The sequence below is a fragment of the Pedobacter gandavensis genome (assembly GCF_032678745.1).
Taxonomy (GTDB): Bacteria; Bacteroidota; Bacteroidia; order Sphingobacteriales; family Sphingobacteriaceae; genus Pedobacter; species Pedobacter gandavensis_C.
On record NZ_JAVTST010000002.1, the window covers coordinates 706,393 to 724,025 of the forward strand.

Annotated in this window: 17 protein-coding genes; 4 read left to right on the forward strand and 13 right to left on the reverse strand. The window is 40.8% G+C overall.

Annotation, left to right across the window (positions count from 1 at the left end; all coding sequences use genetic code 11):
* Positions 1-11: 11 nt before the first annotated feature.
* From hemL to hemA, 4 genes are read right to left on the reverse strand one after another with little or no spacing between them, the layout of a single operon-like run.
* Entirely contained in the window at positions 12-1,385 is a 1,374-nt protein-coding gene (gene hemL, locus R2S10_RS10810) for a glutamate-1-semialdehyde 2,1-aminomutase (protein ID WP_316840459.1), read from the reverse strand.
* Between the two features lie 11 nt (positions 1,386-1,396).
* Positions 1,397-2,365 (reverse strand): porphobilinogen synthase, encoded by a 969-nt coding sequence (hemB, locus tag R2S10_RS10815; RefSeq protein ID WP_316840460.1) that lies wholly within the window; start codon positions 2,363-2,365, stop codon positions 1,397-1,399.
* A 12-nt stretch (positions 2,366-2,377) separates the two neighbouring features.
* Positions 2,378-3,961 (reverse strand): hydroxymethylbilane synthase, encoded by a 1,584-nt coding sequence (hemC, locus tag R2S10_RS10820; protein WP_316840461.1) that lies wholly within the window; start codon positions 3,959-3,961, stop codon positions 2,378-2,380.
* A gap of 24 nt (positions 3,962-3,985) precedes the next feature.
* Positions 3,986-5,212, reverse strand: coding sequence for a glutamyl-tRNA reductase (hemA, locus tag R2S10_RS10825; protein ID WP_316840462.1), 1,227 nt, complete (start codon positions 5,210-5,212; stop codon positions 3,986-3,988).
* 173 nt (positions 5,213-5,385) lie between these two features.
* Between hemA and R2S10_RS10830 the strand changes: the two genes are divergently transcribed.
* Positions 5,386-6,210, forward strand: coding sequence for an alpha/beta hydrolase family protein (locus R2S10_RS10830; RefSeq protein ID WP_316840463.1), 825 nt, complete (start codon positions 5,386-5,388; stop codon positions 6,208-6,210).
* Between the two features lie 159 nt (positions 6,211-6,369).
* On the opposite strand, the gene R2S10_RS10835 is transcribed toward R2S10_RS10830, so the two are convergent.
* From R2S10_RS10835 to R2S10_RS10860, 6 genes are all read right to left on the reverse strand, one after another.
* Complete coding sequence (locus R2S10_RS10835) at positions 6,370-6,885, reverse strand: DUF2911 domain-containing protein (protein WP_410478966.1); 516 nt, start codon at positions 6,883-6,885, stop codon at positions 6,370-6,372.
* A 56-nt stretch (positions 6,886-6,941) separates the two neighbouring features.
* The gene (gene ispG / locus R2S10_RS10840) at positions 6,942-8,909 is read right to left on the reverse strand and encodes a (E)-4-hydroxy-3-methylbut-2-enyl-diphosphate synthase (RefSeq protein ID WP_316840464.1); all 1,968 of its coding nucleotides are present in this window, start codon (positions 8,907-8,909) and stop codon (positions 6,942-6,944) included.
* 63 nt (positions 8,910-8,972) lie between these two features.
* Positions 8,973-9,593, reverse strand: a complete 621-nt coding sequence (locus tag R2S10_RS10845) for an RDD family protein (RefSeq protein ID WP_316840465.1) — start codon at positions 9,591-9,593, stop codon at positions 8,973-8,975.
* Between the two features lie 45 nt (positions 9,594-9,638).
* Entirely contained in the window at positions 9,639-10,589 is a 951-nt protein-coding gene (locus R2S10_RS10850) for a LiaF transmembrane domain-containing protein (protein ID WP_316840466.1), read from the reverse strand.
* Positions 10,590-10,626: 37 nt separating this feature from the next.
* On the reverse strand, positions 10,627-11,415 hold the full coding sequence (locus tag R2S10_RS10855) for a PspC domain-containing protein (RefSeq protein ID WP_316840467.1): 789 nt from the start codon (positions 11,413-11,415) through the stop codon (positions 10,627-10,629).
* A gap of 34 nt (positions 11,416-11,449) precedes the next feature.
* Positions 11,450-12,139: an SDR family oxidoreductase gene (locus R2S10_RS10860; protein ID WP_316840468.1), complete on the reverse strand. Its 690-nt coding sequence runs from the start codon at positions 12,137-12,139 to the stop codon at positions 11,450-11,452.
* A gap of 185 nt (positions 12,140-12,324) precedes the next feature.
* Between R2S10_RS10860 and R2S10_RS10865 the strand changes: the two genes are divergently transcribed.
* The 3 genes from R2S10_RS10865 to R2S10_RS10875 are packed head-to-tail and all read left to right on the forward strand — an operon-like array spanning position 12,325 to position 14,709.
* Complete coding sequence (locus R2S10_RS10865; RefSeq protein WP_062547023.1) at positions 12,325-13,059, forward strand: MlaE family ABC transporter permease; 735 nt, start codon at positions 12,325-12,327, stop codon at positions 13,057-13,059.
* Positions 13,056-13,808 (forward strand): ABC transporter ATP-binding protein, encoded by a 753-nt coding sequence (locus tag R2S10_RS10870; RefSeq protein WP_316840469.1) that lies wholly within the window; start codon positions 13,056-13,058, stop codon positions 13,806-13,808. The genes R2S10_RS10865 and R2S10_RS10870 overlap by 4 nt, the downstream gene beginning before the upstream one ends.
* 13 nt (positions 13,809-13,821) lie before the next feature.
* Positions 13,822-14,709, forward strand: coding sequence for a class I SAM-dependent methyltransferase (locus R2S10_RS10875; RefSeq protein WP_316840470.1), 888 nt, complete (start codon positions 13,822-13,824; stop codon positions 14,707-14,709).
* A 93-nt stretch (positions 14,710-14,802) separates the two neighbouring features.
* On the opposite strand, the gene R2S10_RS10880 is transcribed toward R2S10_RS10875, so the two are convergent.
* The 3 genes from R2S10_RS10880 to R2S10_RS10890 are packed head-to-tail and all read right to left on the reverse strand — an operon-like array spanning position 14,803 to position 17,609.
* On the reverse strand, positions 14,803-15,831 hold the full coding sequence (locus R2S10_RS10880) for a hemin-degrading factor (RefSeq protein WP_316840471.1): 1,029 nt from the start codon (positions 15,829-15,831) through the stop codon (positions 14,803-14,805).
* A 5-nt stretch (positions 15,832-15,836) separates the two neighbouring features.
* The gene (locus R2S10_RS10885) at positions 15,837-16,619 is read right to left on the reverse strand and encodes a heme ABC transporter ATP-binding protein (RefSeq protein WP_316840472.1); all 783 of its coding nucleotides are present in this window, start codon (positions 16,617-16,619) and stop codon (positions 15,837-15,839) included.
* Positions 16,620-17,609, reverse strand: a complete 990-nt coding sequence (locus tag R2S10_RS10890; protein ID WP_316840473.1) for an iron ABC transporter permease — start codon at positions 17,607-17,609, stop codon at positions 16,620-16,622. It lies immediately after the preceding gene.
* Between the last annotated feature and the right edge of the window lie 24 nt (positions 17,610-17,633).

Consider the following 17,633-nt stretch of genomic DNA (forward strand, 5'->3'; position numbering starts at 1 on the left):
TTTAAATATATTTATTTGTTTCTGAAAACCAGGTCAAGACTATCGAAGATTGCTCTTTTTGCTTTCTCCAGCTCGATTTTAGTATGTGCTGCAGAAACAAAACCTACCTCATATCCAGAAGGACCTAAGTAAATGCCTCTGTTCAGCAATTCTCTGTGCATCAGTTTAAATTTCTCCATGCTTGCCGGATCAATATCATCGGCCGACTGGATTTTATCTTTATCTGTAAAGGCCATCCAGAAGATAGAACCTACGTGGAATACTTTCAACTTGTAGTTTCTGGCTGTTGCAAAGCGTTGGATGCTCTCTGCAAATTCTGTTGCCTTATTGTTTAATTCTTTGTAGAAACCTGAACGCAATAGTTCAGTTAACTGTGCGATACCCGCAGCCATCGCCACCGGATTCCCCGATAAAGTACCTGCCTGATAAACGCCACCCTCCGGAGAAATATGCCCCATAATCTCAGCAGAAGCACCGTACATTCCTACAGGCAATCCACCACCGATAATCTTACCATAAGTAACAATATCCGGTTTAACCCCATAATAAGCAGCAGCACCTTCAAAACCGATTCTGAATCCAGTAATCACCTCATCAAAAATTAATAAGGCTTTGTTTTCTTTACAGATTTCTTCCAGGAATTTAACATATTCAGCATCCTGCATTAACAAACCGTTATTTGCGGGAATACCTTCAATAATTACCGCAGCTACTTCATCTTTAAACTGCTCGAAAGCCGCTTTGATCGCTTCTTTATCATTCAAAGGAATTACAATCGTTTCCTGAGCAAATGATTTAGGTACACCTGCAGAAGAAGTTTCACCGAAAGTAACCAGGCCTGAACCTGCTTTTACCAATAGAGAATCGGTATGACCGTGATAGCAACCTTCAAATTTGATGATTTTATCTTTTCCGGTATAACCGCGTGCCAGTCTGATTGCAGACATTACTGCCTCAGTACCCGAGCTGGTGAAACGGATTTTCTCTACGAATTTGTTGTTTTTAATGATCAGTTCCGCAAGCTCGTTTTCCAATGCTGTTGGTGCGCCGAAGCTCATACCACTCTGCATTACTTCCGTCACTTTTTCCCTAACCTTAGCGTTGTTATGACCCAAAATTAATGGACCCCAGCTTCCGCAAAAATCTATAAATTGATTACCATCGGCATCCCATACAAAACAGCCATCTCCTTTTTGAATGAACAAAGGAGTGCCATATACTGATTTAAAAGCTCTCACCGGAGAATTTACCCCTCCTGGGAAATAGTTTTTTGCTTTTTCATACAGTTCTGCCGACTTTTCTCTCGAAATATCTGGTTTACTACCAGTATTCACTGGTACTTCGCCTTCATTTCCTGAAAACATTTTTTTTAAAGATTCTAACATATATTTTTTACTTACAACCAATTCTTTTCAACCATATCCCTGATGTGATAAGTAGTAATGATACTTGCACCAGCACGCGCAAAGGCATGCATGGTTTCCATCACTACTTTCTGCTCATCAATCCATCCTTTTTCCGCAGCGGCTTTCACCATCGAATATTCCCCCGACACGTTATAACAAGCGATTGGCAAATCTGTATGTTGTTTCAGGTTGTGCATCACATCCAGGTAAGCCAAAGCTGGCTTCACCATCAATACGTCTGCGCCCTCACTCTCATCCAGTAAAGCCTCTCTAAGTGCTTCGTTACCGTTTCTAAAGTCCATCTGATAAGCTTTTCTATCGCCCTTGCTAGGCGCACAGTCTGCAGCTTCACGGAAAGGACCGTAATAAGCAGAAGCAAATTTTGTAGCATGCGACATGATCGCGGTATTTACAAAACCTTGTCCATCCAATAAATATCTCATCGCAGAAATTCTGCCGTCCATCATATCTGATGGTGCCAACATATCCGCACCTGCTTCCGCATGTGCCAGTCCCATTTTAGCAATCACCTCTACCGTAGGGTCATTTTGAACGTAATCGTCCTTCATAATCCCACAATGCCCATGAGTGGTATAAGAACAAACGCAAACATCGGTAACTACGTACAAATCTTCTCCAAAGTTTTTCTTTAACAGGCGAACTGCCGAAGGAACCAGGGAATGATCATGATATGCTGATGCGGCATCTTCTGATTTCTCATCTCCAACACCAAACAGCATGATTTTGTTCACACCTAGTTTCAATCCTTTCTCCACATCCTTCAATAAAGTATCTTCAGAAAAGTGGCTGATGCCTGGCATTGCTCCTAAAGGATGTACTACATTCTTTCCTGGTACTACAAAGTACGGAAAAATGAACATGTCTTTAGATAACCTCGTTTCAGCTACCATTTCCCTCACTAAAGGATTCTTTCTCAATCTACGCGGACGATGCACCATATTAAAATTACTTTATTGTTTTATATCTAATCCGAATACAGCTTCTGCCAATCCGATCTCATCAGGAGAATAAGGCTGAGTATAGCTTACGCCCATCTCATCAAATTTCTTTCCTGTAGAGTTTCCGATAGCAATCACATGCTGTCCCGGTTCTAATAAGTTTTCTACAAAATAAGCATCAACATTAGAAGGACTTGTAAAGATCAGTACTTCTGCATAAGTCTGGTCTACATCCTCTTCAATTACAGTCTCATAAATTGGCAGATCCACCACTTTCGTATCCGGTGTTAACGCTTTTTGTATAGTCTGTAATGAATCTTGCGCTCTTGGGAACAATACCGTTTGTCCGGCTACCAATTTGGCAAAATCTTCAGCTACCTCTTCAATATCACCACCTTCACCAACAAAGTCTGCCAAATGACCGGCTTTTCTTAATGAATCTTCAGAACCTCTACCTGCTACTGCGAACTTCACATGCTTAGATAAATACGGTTTCAATGCAAAGAAGTATTCTACGCTATTGCGACTGGTAAAGAAAATCCAGTTGATATGTTTCAGATAAAAAGGATCCAATACTGTTACGATTGGGAAAGTACGGATCAGAGATCTGCCTTCAATTTCTATCTTATGCTTTTCTAATGCTTTTCTAAAATAACTGTGTTCGCCAATTTCTCTGGAGATAAACACCTTTCCAGGTAATTTTCTATCCGGATTAAACTTGGCAACAATCTTTTCAGCAACACCTTCCAGGCTTTCCTCCCTGCAAAAGAAACGATCAGGAAAATGTTCATCAGTCTCCGCTTTGGAAGTCCAGATTTCATACATTCCATCTTCTTTTTTGCAGTAGCAACCCAAAGGCATATGACAACCACCTTCAAAAAGGTTCAATACCTTACGTTCCACACCAATGGCGTCGATCGTTTCCTGATGGTTTAATTGTTTCAACAATTCCGCCAATTCCGCATCATCTTCTCTGATCTGGATGGCTAAAGCACCTTGTGCAGGCGCCGGAACTAATTCCGTTGTATCTACTACTTCCACATGAAATTCTGAAAGGTCTATGTTTAAACGGTTCACACCAGCTTTAGCCAGTAGAATCGCATCATAATCCTCATCTCTTAACTTTTGAATTCTTGTAGGCACATTACCTCTTAAATCTTCAATGTTCAGGTCAGAACGCAGGGAAAGCATTTGTGCTTTACGTCTGTTAGAAGAAGTACCCACCATCGCTCCCGTTTTCAGGGAAAGCTTTTGCTTGATGTCTACACAGTCTTTCAGAATCAATAACAGCTCTGAGGGATCCTCACGCTCTGTTACCGCCGCAATGGTTAATCCTGCAGGATGTGTGGTTGGTAAATCTTTATGGGAGTGTACAGCTATATCAATGGTACCACCTAAAAGTTCTTCTTCCAGCTCTTTGGTAAAAAAACCTTTGCCTTCCAGCTTGTCCAGCCTAAGGTTTAGAATTTTGTCTCCTTGAGTTTTGATGATCTTTAGTTCGGCCTCGGCACCAATTTCTGCAAGTCTATCTTTAATAAAATTGGCTTGCCATAAAGCCAGGTCGCTACCTCGCGTACCAATAATAAGTCTTTTCACGTTAATGATAATTTTTGGGCAAATCTAGCTATTCTTTACCAATATCTCCTTTGCCATAACCATTGGAATGCTGATACATTTTTTTTCCATGTAATTCATCACTTTTTCCAATACCAATCTTGAGTTTTCATCAAGACCGCTGATCTCCTCGGCAAAGACACCATTGATAGCAGTATGCTTAATTTCCTTGATTTTCTGAGGAACACTACTCATTGCAATCTCTATCTTGCGTTGACGTAATACCAATTCAAATTCCTTGATATTTTCTTCTATGATATGCTCGGCATTCACCAGCTCATCATAACGTTCCTGAATATTTTTGCGTGCAATCTCTTTAAGAGATTCGACTTCTATAAAATGGATTGGGAACTCTGCCACCACTTCAGCAGCGGTATCATTAGGAATTGCTAAATCGACAATTACCTTTTTGCCAGTTTCCCCATTTAGAAGTTTTGTATAGATTTCTTTTGTAATGATGGGCTCAGTAGCACCTGTACAGGTGATGATCGCATCAAATCCCTGGTTGAAGTTTTCCAGTTCGGACAGCGGGTATGCTGTACCGTTTAATTCTTTAGCCAATACCTCTGCTTTTTCCAACGTTCTGTTGAAAACTGAGAAATTGGAGTACTTATGTTTTTTAAGGTACTGAGCAATATTTTTGTTGGTCTCACCAGCGCCGATAATCAGCAGCCTTGAATTGGCGCACATCTTAAGATCACGCAATTTACGGTAAGCAAGAGATACAACAGAAACCGGGTTTTTCGAAATATTGGTATGTGTGTATACCTCTTTCGCTGTTTTCACAACCCTGTTCATGATCATTCGCATATAATCAGCAGTAAATCCTGCTACGCGACAAGCTTCATAAGCTCTTCTGATCTGCGCAAGAATTTCTTTCTCGCCAACTACTAAACTCTCTAAAGAGCAGGACGTACGTAATAAATGGTTAAAAGCTGCCAGTTGTTCATACACAGAAACGTTTTCTACAAACTTATCCATGTACTCTTCAGGTAAGCCCATATCCAATACCGTAAGGAAACGTGTAATGAAGTCTTTATCCAGATGATGGGCAGAAGTAAACACAAATTCCACCCTGTTGCAGGTTCCGATGTAGAATATTTCTTTAACACCTAACTCCGATTGAATACTTCTCAATCTGTCGTCTAATGTCTGCTCACATATCACCAATTTACCCAATGCTTTTAGGTCAATATGTTTATGCGTAAAAGCAATGATTTTTAAATATTCCAAAATGTCGTATTCTGTTTTTTTTTAGTGTAACAAAAGTAACAACCGAAGCTTATTTCACTGTCATTATGGAGTAATTAAGAGCTATTTAAAACGATTCCAAATAAACCAAGACATTGGAAACATCTTTTCTTTAAATTTGTTATAGAGGTTATACACAAAGAATACACGCCTACATGATTAAAAACGAGCAATTTACCCTAACGGGATCATCGGGGAAACCTATATTAGGAGATTACACCATTGATGATCAGCAGCCAAAATCGGCCATTATTATTTTCGTTCACGGCTTTAAAGGCTTTAAAGATTGGGGCGCGCATCACCTTGTTGCCCGATATTTTGCTGAAAACGGGTACCCTTATCTAAAATTTAACCTGTCGCACAGCGGAGTTAGTCTGGAAAAGCCAAATGATGTGACAGATATGGAAGCTTTTGCAAGCAATACAATCAGCATGGAATTAGCGGATTTGAATACAGTGGTCAATTACGTAGAACAAACTTATCATCCAGAAAAAATCTACCTGATTGGCCACAGCCGAGGCGGCGGATTGGTCATTATAAAAACTGCCCAGGATCCCCGGATTTCTAAACTCATCACCTGGGCAGCTATCTCTGATTTCTCCAGTTTATGGAAAACAGAGCAGGAAGAAGAATGGAAAAAAAAGGGTAAAATCTATGTAGAAAATGCAAGAACAAAGGAAAAAATGCCATTAAACAGCACATTACTTAAGGATTTTAAAGCGAATGAAGAAAGCTTTAACATTCTACATGCAGCAGAGCGGATCAGCGTTCCCTGGCTCATCTTACATGGGGATGAAGATGTCAATGTGAAATTCAGCGTAGCACAGGAACTTGCTCAAAAACAACTAAAAGCAGAAATTCATAAAATTGAGGGAGCAAACCATGTATTTGGTGCGAGTCACCCTTACCAAAGCAGGGAATTACCGCTGCATTTAAATGAAGTCTGTAATAAAACGTTGGAATTTTTGAAACGGAATTAGATCAATATTTTGGATCTTAAATAAAAAAAAGAGATAGCTGAATCTAAGGCTGGAACCTTTGCCCTGAAGGGGGCAAAATTCCTAGGCCTTTTCCTTCATCTATCTCTTTTTTTATAAATATTCATAAAAACAGATTCAACACCTGTTCTCAGATTCCATTTATTTTACACGGAAAGAAACTGATTTATCACCCCATAACAAGGTTACTTTACCAGATTTCTCAATTTTGAAAGTCATTTGTTCTGTGAATGCCGGAGATTTTTCAGGTTTTACAGTCACGCGTAAAGCATCATCTGCTTCGGCATATTTTGTTCCCCATTGTTTCCAGGTTTTATTGAAGATAATGGTCCATTCTTTTTCTCCAGGGATGGTGTACACACTGTACTTACCAGCAGGAAGGTTTTTACCTTCTACTTTTACGTCTTTGCTGACTTCAAAAGTAGTGGCATCATTGGCTCCGGTACGCCATACTTTACCATAAGGGGCAATTTCTTCACCGATTTTCCTGCCTTTTACAGAAGGCTGACTGTAATCAATGCCAATTGTTGCACCAGAGTTAATAGTTTCTTTAACGCTTGCTGCTGGACTCGCTTTCTTCTTTTCCTGAGCAGTTGCCGAAAGGGTAAAGAAGCCCATAAATAGGGTTAATGCTAATAAAGTGTTTCTTTTCATCATCTTTTGGGTTTTGATCCCTCTAAGATGATGAAAATTTAAAGAATTAAGAGCAACAATTAACTTACATACACCCATTTGCCATCTTCTTTAATCAAGTCGATTAAATCATCGAGGGCACGGTCTGCATTTACGTTTTTCTTTACCACTTCTTTACCACGGTACAAGGTAATTTTCCCCGGACCAGTACCAACATAACCGTAATCAGCATCTGCCATTTCACCAGGTCCATTTACGATACAGCCCATGATGCCAATCTTAATACCTTTCAAATGATCGGTACGCGATCTGATCAACTGAGTCGTTTCCTGTAAATCGAACAAAGTACGTCCACAGCTAGGGCAAGAGATATATTCTGTTTTGGAGATCCGGGTACGGGTAGCTTGTAGAATCCCAAAGCTGGTAGAGTTTACAAGTGCCAAACCAACATTTTCAGCAGCACTAATCCAAGTCCCATCACCCAGGCCGTCAGTAAATAGGGCACCGAGATCGGTAGCAGCATATAACATTAAGTTGTCTGCATTCAAGTCAGGATAGGTCCTTTTGATAATTACCGGCAGTTGAATTTTATCATTTAACAAGCGCACAAAGAAAGCACGCTGTGCAGCCATACCATGTTCGGCAAAGGTTTCCAATACCAGAACTACATTGTCTTTATCTTTTAACCGCGACAAGTCTACAGCTTCATTGGCATCGATATGTACTAGGTTCAATTGCGCGTCTTTTACTACAGCAGCATGGTATTCCGCATAGCTCATCAAAGGGTGACAATTGTTTTTATCTTTTAGATTTAACCAAGTCTGGTAGTTATAAATTTGCTTTAAGTTTCCAGGAAATGAAAACGAAGGAAGCGCATCTCCTAGATAAACAAGATCGCAAGCCTGATCGGCCATATTGTATTTATCCAGTCCGGCGCTATATTTATAGCCTACAGCAGTTAAAAAGTAAGGGTCTTTTAAGTTTTCTTTTGATACATCCAACATAACGATTGGATGCTCATGCCCACCGATATGTTGTACAGGAGCAGTGATTCTGCGGTTGTACTCATAAGGTTGGTAAGGCAGGTTTTTGATGGTAATTTGTTCGCGATCAGGGTTTACATCCGAAGTTAAAGCTCTTTTTTCATAGCGTAATGCCATCGCTTTCGCTACCGGCGCTTCAAATTCAGGATCTTCCGTCAGAGAAACACGAATCGTATCTCCTAAACCATCTTCCAATAGTGTACCAATGCCGACAGCCGATTTAATTCTGCCATCTTCCCCATCGCCAGCTTCAGTTACACCGAGGTGCAAAGGATAATTCATCCCCTCTTTCACCATGGTTTCCACCAACAAACGGTAAGCTTGTACCATTACCTGTGTATTACTCGCTTTCATCGAGATCACCAGGTTATAATAATTCTGGTCTTCGCACATGCGGATAAACTCCATTGCGGATTCCACCATCCCCCTTGGGGTATCGCCATAATGGCTCATGATGCGATCGGATAAAGAGCCGTGATTGGTGCCAATTCTCATGGCAGTACCATACTCTTTACAGATTTTTACCAATGGGATGAATTTCTTATAAATCCTGTCCAGCTCTGCCTGATAGGCATGCTGGGTATATTCTATGCTTTCAAATTTCTTCTTATCTGCGTAATTACCTGGATTTACCCTTACCTTTTCTACAATCCTGGCCGCTGATTCTGCTGCATTAGGTGTGAAATGGATATCGGCAACCAATGGCACGTTGTAGCCACGATAACGCAATTCTTTCTTGATGTTGGCCAGGTTTTCGGCTTCTTTGATACTTGGTGCAGTAATACGTACGTATTCACAACCAGAATTTACCATGCGAATGGTTTGTTCAACGGTACCAATGGTATCCATGGTATCGGTGGTAGTCATCGATTGAATCCGGATTGGATTTAATCCCCCCATAGGCACATCACCGATGTTCACCTCACGGGTAAGGAACCTTGAATATTGGGTTAAACTATTGCAATACCCACCATTTAACTCTTTTTGAACAAATACTTCTTCCATCAATTTAAGATATCAACATCAACTGACGATGTAAATATGAGACAAAGATAAAGATTATGTTGGTTAAATCAGTCTATCCTTGATCACAAGCGTCTCTGCAATCAGGTCATGAAAGCATTGTTGTTTCCGGTTGAGGAAACTATACAGGTAACCAAAGAATACCGGAAGTGTCGATAAGATTTTAGCAGCATTTCTGCCAAAAGAGTTCCCCAGACCAATCCGATTGCCTTCCATATCCGTTACCCGGATATTCAGCAAAGCTTTACCAATTGTTGCCTGTTTAAGGCCTGCTTCTGCAATACTACTATAGAAAAATTTAGCCAGAGGAATCAATGGAAGGCCAATTACGATTGCTCCAATCCGTTCTGTTTTTTCAGAAATGAAAATGAAGGTTAGCAGAATCAGCACTGCATAGCCTATAGTGATGATGAAATAATCAATTACGCTGGCCAGCAACCTCTGGTCGAAAGAAGCAAAATACTGGGGTGCGGTTTTGAGGTAAGTAAAACCAAGAAGCTCACGCAGTTCCGGGAACTCATGAGCTTCTTTATAATCGTCCATTCCGGGCTTTCGAACAAATGTTCCCGGGAGGATCGTTAAGGTCTTCAACACTTCTAAGGGATAAGGTCCCGTTGGTTTTCCATTGATCACAACGGTATATTTTGGGCTAACCCCGTTTTCCATGCTTTAATATATTAATCTGCGCTCCATAAAATGGCGAACCATTCCTTAGTAACGCGTTACTTCAAAATTACTCAGTCCACCATCAAAATTAATAAAAATCTTGTTGGTTGAAGTACTGTAATTCGGCGTCTCATACGTTCCGTCTTTCATTTTTGTAAATCCAGTGAAATCTTTCGCAGAAAGTCCGGTTTTGGTTTTTATTCTGCAACCAGATTCTGTAGGGATATTGATTTTTACATCAGCAATCCCTGTTTTTACATTCACATCAGTGATCGGCAACTTGCTACCCAATTTAATGTCTAATGCCGCAGCACCACCATCAAAACTGAATGTACGTACTTTATAGTCACTAAAATCGAAATCTACTTCACCTGCTCCTACATTCATCTGGACATTCCATTCCGGATTTTTATTCAAATGAAAGTCTACATCATTACCACCCTCATTCATCGACCAGCCAGACTTACCTTTCATTTTAAAATTAACCACAGTAGCGCTATCAGTCGTGCTTTTAGTTAGGCTAAATTCTCCAGCTTTTCGTTCTACATGGGCTTGTAACAAGCTATCCGTTTCTCCTTTTAGCTCAAATGAAGTTCCTCCACCAGAGATATTCAGTTGCACCGTTTTACTCAATGTATCCTGATAAGGTTCAGAGAAATTCAGTTCATCATAATCCTTATCATTCGAGTTATTTGAGTCGGTATTCATTTCTTCATTCAGCGTGTCTCCGAACCAATTGTTTCTGTTCTCAGGTCTCTGTTGTCCTTTAACAAACAACATCGATAAAGTGATCACCAAAACACCGATGGAAACCATGCCACCTACCTGCGATTTGCTCCTGCTAAATAGGATGTTTATACCTGCAATAATCAGAAAGATTGGCCAAAAACGGATTACGTTGCGCCAGTAAAATTCAATGAAATGAAAGTTTTCTAACAGTAATACGCCGCCGATAAACAACAGCACAATACCCCACATTATTCTATCTGTCTTCATCTGTATAGATTTATATTATAAATAGCTATTCCTTTAATTAATCACGTTTCGTAAACCTGTCGTCTGCAGGTGGTACAGTCCCTTCTCCATCAGGTGTTGAACTGTCTGTAGGCTGAGCCGCATCATTTGGCAATGGGCTTACCGGAGATACCGGGGCATCTGTAGGTGCTGTTGGCGGAACCGGGTTTACCGGGTTAGCTGGGTTTGGACCAAAACCATCGCCCTGCTGTTCTTTCCATTTGTCCCAGGCCGTTTTATTCTTGCCTTTCATAATGAAACTCGCGCCGATCGCAACAAATACCAATGGCCATAATTTATGCAGGCTGAACCAGAATGGAATGATATTAAACTCATTCATCAGGAAGTAAATCCCGATTACAAGCAGAAATAAACCACCTACCGTCCTACCGGTTTCATTATTTGCTTTAGGAAATGGTTTGTTAAACTCATCCATATTAGGCGCAGCTTGAAATGGATCTTCAGCCTTAGTAGATGCATTCCAGTTACTCCAGGAATCAGATGGCGCTGTTTTTGGCTGAGCCGGTGATGCTGGTTGAGAAAAACTCCCTGGCGTACCAAAGGGGTTATTCTGTTGCCCTTTGAAAAAATCGTTGAATTTGGAGAACCTCAATGTCGGGTCGTTATTTACTGGAACAACAATCCACATCACTATATAAACCAGTACTCCTGTACCCACCAAAAATATAGTTGAAAGCACAAACAATAATCTGATAATAGTTACATCCACCTCCATATACTCCGCAATCCCAGAGGAAACACCTGCTAAAACTTTATCGTGTTCATTTCTAAATAATCGCTTGTCCATAATTATATCCTCCTTTTCTTATTTATTTTTTTCTTTAAAACTGTAACGGTTTTAAGGTTACTTCATCAACATTTACACCGGTACTTAAATTTAAAATAGTGTGAATTGTATTGGCAATATCTTCTGGTTGTACAAAACGCTCCGCAGGGATTTCTGTCCCTTCCCATGAAGACGTTAAGGTGGAACCTGGCAAAATTGCGGTCACTTTAACATTGTATTTCGATAACTCCTCCCGGCATACATCATTAAGACTAAGCAAGGCTGATTTAGTTACACTATAACCACCAGCATTTGGTACGATTTCTTTACTTGCTATGGAGCATATATTGAAAATATGCCCTGATTGCTGATTACGCATGATTTTACCGAAGTATTTAGAAAGATAATAAGGAGCCAACAGGTTCAAATTCAACTGTTTCTCAAAGGCCTCATCCGCTTCATCGAACATTGATCCTGGCAAAAACACCCCTGCATTGTTCACTAAAACATCGATCCTGGCGAAGGATCCAGTCACCGCATTACAAAAAGCAAGGACCTCTTCTTTTTGTTCCAGATCCGCAACATAAGTAAAAACAGAAAGACCGCTAACACTCAACTCTGTTTTAAAAGCCTCTAATTCAACGGCATTCCTTGCGCAGATCGCAACGTTATACCCACTTTCGGCCAGTTTAATGGCAATGGCTCTTCCAATTCCCTTGGTAGCTCCTGTAATTACAGCATTCATCTCCTCTAAATTTGTCAGCAATATTACATAAAATGCCCTATAGTATATAGCCATATCGATACTTAAACCGGCACTAAACGAGCAGTAAACGAAATATTTATTTAATAAATAAAGCAATGACCCAACAATTTTTGTTGTTTCTTTGTAGTAATATTGCATTATTACCATAGCTAATTTTTCATTAAATGAATTTCACCAATTTTGGCAGATACATACTCTTATTAAAGGCCGTATTCAGAAAGCCTGAGAAGTTAAGCATATATATGAAGGCCATTTTCAAGCAAATGGACTTTATCGGCGTAGGTTCACTCGGTCTGATTTCTATCATTTCTACCTTTATTGGTGCGGTAATGACCTTGCAGATTGCCTTCCAATTAGTAAGCGATTTCATTCCTAAAACCATTATCGGTTCTGTAAACAGAGACTCCAGTATTCTGGAATTAAGTCCAACGATTACCGCAATTGTATTGGCAGGAAAAATCGGCTCTGCCATCTCTTCAGAGATTGGTACCATGCGTGTAAGTGAGCAAATCGATGCTTTAGAAATTATGGGCATCAACTCTCCAGGATACCTGATCTTACCAAAAATACTTGCCGGAATCACAATGGTTCCCCTGTTGGTGATCATTTCTATGGTATTGAGTATTGGTGGTGGATTTATTGGTGGTACTTTATCAGGAGCAGTTTCTGCAGCTGAATATATTCAAGGTATCACGACCGACTTCAACCCATATACCATTGTAGTAGCCCTGGTTAAAGCTTTTGTATTTGGCTTTATCATTACCTCGGTTCCTGCTTATGAAGGGTTTTATGTTAAAGGCGGCGCATTGGAAGTAGCTCAGGCAAGTACCAGAGCGGTAGTAGTAAGTTGTATTACCATTCTGGCATGTGATTACATCGTAACCCAGTTATTACTATGATCGAAATCAAAGATATTTACAAATCATTCGGCAGCAATGATGTTCTAAAAGGGATTTCGGCCACATTCAAACCCGGAGTAACCAACCTGATCATTGGGGGTTCCGGTTCCGGAAAAACCACCTTATTAAAGTGTATGATTGGTTTACACCATCCTGAAAAAGGAAGTGTAGAATATGATGGACGTGAGTTCACCAGCATGAACTTTGAGGAAAAGATTGAGATTAGAAAAGAAATCGGCATGCTCTTTCAGGGCTCCGCACTTTTTGACTCGATGACGGTAGAAGAAAACATTATGTTTCCTTTGAATATGTTCACCGACCAGCCTCGTTCTGAAAAACTGGATCGCGTAAACTTCTGTCTGGAAAGAGTAAACCTGGTTGGTAAAAACGCCTTATTTCCTGCGGAACTTTCCGGAGGGATGAAAAAACGGGTGGGTATCGCCCGTGCCATCGCTATGAACCCTAAATACCTGTTCGTAGATGAGCCAAACTCTGGTTTAGATCCCAAAACATCCATCGTAATCGATGAGCTGATCAAAGAACTTACCGAAGAATACAATACAACTACTGTTGTGGTTACCCACGATATGAACTCCGTAATGGGAATTGGAGATTACATCCTATTCTTACACGAAGGAAAAAAATTCTGGGAAGGATCCAACAAAGAGATCGCCCATACTGACATTCAAGAACTAAATGATTTTGTGTTTGCCAGCCGTTTTATGAAAGCTGCAAAAGACAAATTTTAATACCCATATTTTTATGATAAGCCTGTTAACACCCACACACTGGAAAGATTACGAGTTGATTGATTGTGGTGATTTTGAAAAATTAGAACGCTTTGGAAACCTGATTTTATGCAGACCTGAACCTCAGGCTGTATGGAAAAAGATGATGTCTGAACAAGAATGGAAAAAATTAACCCATATCAGATTCAAAGGTCGCTCGGCAACTACCGGCGAATGGACGAAAAGCTCTGCACACCTGCCAGACCGCTGGAATGTGAACTACAAAAACGATGAAGTAAGCATCAACCTACGTTTAGGTTTAACTTCCTTCAAACACGTTGGTGTATTTCCTGAGCAGGCTGTAAACTGGGACTACATCTCTTCCTGCGTTAAAAAGTTTAAAACACCAGTACCGAAAGTACTTAATCTTTTTGCTTATACCGGCGCCGCATCACTGATCGCGAAAGCGGCAGGTGCAGACACCACTCACGTAGATTCTATCAAACAGGTAGTCAACTGGGCCAACGAAAACCAGGAACTTTCTAACCTTAAAGATGTACGATGGGTAGTAGAAGATGCCTTGAAGTTCGTAAAAAGAGAACTTAAACGCGGTAAAAAATACAATGGTATCATTTTAGATCCACCAGCTTTTGGTCATGGACCAAATGGCGAAAAATGGAAACTGGAAGACCATATTCAGGAAATGATGCAAGATGTAGTGCAATTATTGGATGAAGAAGAACACTTCTTAATCTTAAACACTTACTCTTTAGGATTCTCTTCTGTGATTGTAGAAAACCTGATCAAGACTTCCTTCCCACAGGTTCAAAACCTGGAGACTGGAGAATTGTTCTTACAAGCTACTTCTGGCATTAAATTGCCATTGGGTGTATTCGGAAAGTTCAATCATTTCGGCAAATAACACATCAGCTATAAAAAAACAAAGCGTCGGGGCCTAATCCGACGCTTTAAACACACCTAAACCCAAGCAACCTAATTAGGAGGGGATAGTTCTTTAGCTAACTACAGCTAATTCATTTGCAATAAATCTCCAGTTTTCATCTTCTGGAATGCCTGGTTTACGCTTTCCAAAAAACTGAACGATAATCTCGCCTTTATCATCAAAAACCTCTATACTGGTTACAATGCCATCTTTTGTAGGTTTTTTAACCAACCAAATGGAGGCAATCGCATCCATTCTCAAATGCAGGTTAAAGTCCGGATCAAGTACATTAAACCAAGGTCCTGTTTCTACTAATTTTTTCACCAATCCAGTGTGGATCTGAATACAACCTGCACTACTCGTAAATACCATGATCTGCAGATCCGTTTCAGAAGCTTTATGCAATATCGCTTTCAATGAATCCAAGGTAATAGAGAAGGCATGACCTTCAGGGGCCAAACGAAGTGCCTGAGTTCTACTTAAACCAAAAGTTTTCAATAGACCATGGAAATCATGCGTATCTTCTAATGCCAACCAGGCTTTCTGGAAGCTATCTACCTCCACTGCTGCATCCGGAACTTCCTCAGTCGCAGGTTTAGCCACAACCATCTCTAATGGCACTTTCTGATCTGCTGCAGTATATTTAGCCACTAAAGCTTCGTAAGCAGATTCATCGCTATCCTCCGTCAGGTAAACTTTATGTACAGCCTCTCCATCTTTTCCGAAGAACTGCAGACTTTTCCTATTGTTTTCATTTACGGCAAAGCCGGATGCCCATTGGCTCATGAACAACCTCAGGTCAATATCAGGATTCACCGCAAGTCCCATGGATCCACGGAAAGTTACTTTCTTATATACGCCCTTACGCTCATGAACGCAATTGTCATTACGCGTTAAAGCCATTACTTTTCCTAAAGCCTCTACTCCTTGCAGGATTTCTGGAAACTCATCCTTTAAACGAATGGCCGTATCTCCTACCGTAGTGGCAATCAATGCTGCTTCTGCAGTACCTAGTGCTCTGGCTGCATCTCTGATTCTAAGTTTAGGCTGCTCTACTTTGAAAGCTTCCCATTGCTGTTTTAAATCTAATGTCTTTTCCATAATTCTTACTTTAATATCGTTGCTGGTACTACCAGCGGACAGTTATAACCTTCACATTCCATCAGTTTTACTTTTATACTGAAGGTTTCGTGTATATTTTCACAATTGATCACTTCTATTGGTAAGCCTTCGGCCACCTTTTTCCCCTGCTTCAGCATCATGATGCGGTCTGCAAAACGGGAGGCAAAATTAATATCATGGAGGATACAAACCACGCAATACCCGCGGTCTGCCAGTTTCCTGGCCAGCTCCATAATCTGTTGCTGGTAGAGTAAATCCAATCCATTGGTGGGTTCATCTAAAAATAAACAAGCATTCGGACTGTCGTAAATCTGTGCGATCACCCTTGCCAGCTGTACCCTTTGCTGCTCCCCACCAGAAAGCGTGTTGTAATCTCTGGATGCCAGGTGCGTAATCCCCGTTTCTTCCATCGCCTCGCGGACAATCTTAAAATCTTCTTCAGTAGGTTTTTGTTTAAAATGAGGATACCTCCCCATCAGCACCAGCTCATTCACCAGAAAAGAAACAGACAGCGTATTGTGTTGCGACAATACTGCTCTTGTTTTTGCCAGATCATCCAGACGATAAGCATTCAATGCTTTATCATTGATCGCAATCGTTCCAGTAGAAGGGCGCAGCTCGCGACAAAGCAATTTCATCAACGTGCTTTTCCCTGCACCATTGGCACCTAATATCGCCAGTAACTCTCCCTTATGGGCGTCAAAGCTCAGGTTATCCAATAGTTTCTTCTCTCCTACCTTAAAACTCAATTCTCTTACCTTGATCATTTATGAGTTAGTTTTATTTCTTTCCGTAATGATGATATAAATAAACACAGGCGCACCAATCATGGCTGTTAAAATACCAATTGGCAATTCTGCCGGCGCCACTACTGTTCTTGCAATTAAATCTGCCAGGGTTAACAAAGCTGCGCCCAGCAATGCCGAACCCGGAATAACCAAACGATGATCAGCAGTAAACATCATCCTTAAAATATGCGGAATAATCAGTCCAATAAAGGCGATAATCCCTGCCACTGCTACTGAAGCACCAACAGCCATCGTAGCCAAACCAATCACCAACAATTTTACCACCTTCACGTTTATCCCCATGTGCATCGCCTGAGCTTCACCCAATGCCAATGCATTTAGAGATTTAGACAAAAAAGGCAAGCCAATCACCGGAATCAATACAAAAGGCAATAAAGCAGTCACCGTTGGCCAGCTTGCCCCACCTAAACTTCCTAAACTCCAGAAAGTAATGTTGCGGAGTTGCGCGTCCGTAGCCATATAAGTTAAGAGTCCGGTAAAAGCACCGGCCAATGCATTAATCGCTATCCCAGCCAGCAATAAAGTAGTGATGATGGTTTTTCCATTTCTCATCGCAATGCGATAAACCAACATAGTGGTTAACGCAGCCCCAATAAATGCGGCCACCGACAACGCGTAAAATCCTAGAAGTCCCGTTAATTGCTTAAATATTTTAGTTTCTAAAACAATCATTACAACCGCAAATAAAGTGGCTCCTGAAGAAATACCGATCAATCCAGGCTCAGCCAATGGGTTTCTGAAAAGCCCCTGAATGGCTGCACCGGAAATCCCTAATGCTGCTCCAATCAAAACGCCCAATACCACCCTCGGCAAACGCAGGTTTAAAAATACCGCCGCCTGCTGAGTGGCAAAATTCTGTTCCCCAGATAAACCGGTCTGATAGGCAATGATGGACATCAGTTCCGAAAAACTGATGGGCACCGCCCCCACACAAGATGAAATAACCATCGTTAAAATCAAAACGATGGTTAA

Coding starts and splice junctions, on each gene's coding strand:
- R2S10_RS10880 (WP_316840471.1), bottom strand. CDS start 15,831: ATGGAAAAGACATTAGATTTAAAACAGCAATGGGAAGCTTTCAAAGTA.
- R2S10_RS10865 (WP_062547023.1), top strand. CDS start 12,325: ATGAATTTCACCAATTTTGGCAGATACATACTCTTATTAAAGGCCGTA.
- R2S10_RS10860 (WP_316840468.1), bottom strand. CDS start 12,139: ATGAATGCTGTAATTACAGGAGCTACCAAGGGAATTGGAAGAGCCATT.
- R2S10_RS10890 (WP_316840473.1), bottom strand. CDS start 17,609: ATGGTTATTTCATCTTGTGTGGGGGCGGTGCCCATCAGTTTTTCGGAA.
- R2S10_RS10885 (WP_316840472.1), bottom strand. CDS start 16,619: ATGATCAAGGTAAGAGAATTGAGTTTTAAGGTAGGAGAGAAGAAACTA.
- R2S10_RS10870 (WP_316840469.1), top strand. CDS start 13,056: ATGATCGAAATCAAAGATATTTACAAATCATTCGGCAGCAATGATGTT.
- hemL (WP_316840459.1), bottom strand. CDS start 1,385: ATGTTAGAATCTTTAAAAAAAATGTTTTCAGGAAATGAAGGCGAAGTA.
- R2S10_RS10830 (WP_316840463.1), top strand. CDS start 5,386: ATGATTAAAAACGAGCAATTTACCCTAACGGGATCATCGGGGAAACCT.
- R2S10_RS10835 (WP_410478966.1), bottom strand. CDS start 6,885: ATGATGAAAAGAAACACTTTATTAGCATTAACCCTATTTATGGGCTTC.
- ispG (WP_316840464.1), bottom strand. CDS start 8,909: ATGGAAGAAGTATTTGTTCAAAAAGAGTTAAATGGTGGGTATTGCAAT.
- hemB (WP_316840460.1), bottom strand. CDS start 2,365: ATGGTGCATCGTCCGCGTAGATTGAGAAAGAATCCTTTAGTGAGGGAA.
- R2S10_RS10850 (WP_316840466.1), bottom strand. CDS start 10,589: ATGAAGACAGATAGAATAATGTGGGGTATTGTGCTGTTGTTTATCGGC.
- R2S10_RS10855 (WP_316840467.1), bottom strand. CDS start 11,415: ATGGACAAGCGATTATTTAGAAATGAACACGATAAAGTTTTAGCAGGT.
- R2S10_RS10875 (WP_316840470.1), top strand. CDS start 13,822: ATGATAAGCCTGTTAACACCCACACACTGGAAAGATTACGAGTTGATT.
- R2S10_RS10845 (WP_316840465.1), bottom strand. CDS start 9,593: ATGGAAAACGGGGTTAGCCCAAAATATACCGTTGTGATCAATGGAAAA.